The sequence below is a fragment of the Poinsettia branch-inducing phytoplasma str. JR1 genome (genome assembly GCF_000309465.1).
Taxonomy (GTDB): Bacteria; Bacillota_I; Bacilli_A; order Acholeplasmatales; family Acholeplasmataceae; genus Phytoplasma; species Phytoplasma pruni.
Genome location: NZ_AKIK01000059.1, coordinates 1 through 1,033, shown reverse-complemented (window position 1 = coordinate 1,033; position 1,033 = coordinate 1). Strand labels below are relative to the sequence as shown.

1 protein-coding gene and 1 pseudogene are annotated in these 1,033 nt (G+C 24.8%); both read left to right on the top strand.

Annotated elements, in window-relative coordinates; genetic code table 11:
* The first annotated feature begins 36 nt into the window (after positions 1-36).
* Entirely contained in the window at positions 37-642 is a 606-nt protein-coding gene (locus ON17_RS01545) for a hypothetical protein (RefSeq protein WP_017191748.1), read from the top strand.
* A 20-nt stretch (positions 643-662) separates the two neighbouring features.
* Positions 663-1,033, top strand: a pseudogene (locus ON17_RS01540) (replicative DNA helicase); the annotation flags it as partial.

The window sequence follows — 1,033 nt, the reverse complement described above, 5'->3', positions numbered from 1 at the left end:
AAAGGTCTTTTTTTATTTAAAGAAAAGGAATAGCAAATGTTAAATAATCAAGATTTTTTTAATATTCAACAATTTAATACTAATATTCAAACTGTGGAAATTTTAAAATACTTTTTTAACAAAGACACTTTTAATCTTTCTATTAACGAATATATGCAAACCAATCATCACCAATTAAACCATTATTTTAACCAAAATAATATCCACTCTCAAAGTCAAAAAGTAATCCGTGGTAAAATCAATGAATATTTAATTTTATTATACTTAAACAATAAAGGCATCAATAATTTATACCCTCAAGTAAATTTATTTTTTATTCCCGACATTAAATTTGATTTAGTTTTATTCACAGAAACCAAACGAATAATGGCGTTTAATTTCAAAACCTGTCTCCGAGACCGCTATAAACAAACCATGGTAGAAGGACAACAATTAAAAAAATTAGACACCCGTTTTGAGTTCTATTTATTAACTAATAACGAAACCGAAACACAAAGACTAAACAATAAAATCAATCAAGGAAAAGTGCAAGGAATTAATCAAGTAATTAACTTATTTTCCAATTCAGCCAACAATTTCTTACAAAATTTAATTACCAACAAATTTATCCCTTTTTCTAATATTAATATAATTAAAAAATAAAAAAAGGAGTTAATATAAAAATGTTAACCAACGAACAAAAAGCGTTAAAACAACTAATAAATTATATCGAACAAGGCCAATGGGAAAAATTAAACCTTTACTGCCAAATAATCAACCCCAAAAATCTACTTGACTCCCAAAATAAAAAAATATTTACAGCTTTAAAATATTTATTTTTAGAAAAACAAACCACTCATCCTTGGGACAAAATTACTACAAAACCAACCATTATCAAAGAGTTATTAACATATCTTCAAACTAATTTTCCAAAAAATAATTTTACTAAAAAATCCTTATCTTTTTTAAATAATGATTTTAGTAAGGAAAATAACCTTGATTTCTTAGACAATCTAAAACACACCTATACCCAAGAAAAACTGTTCCAACAACT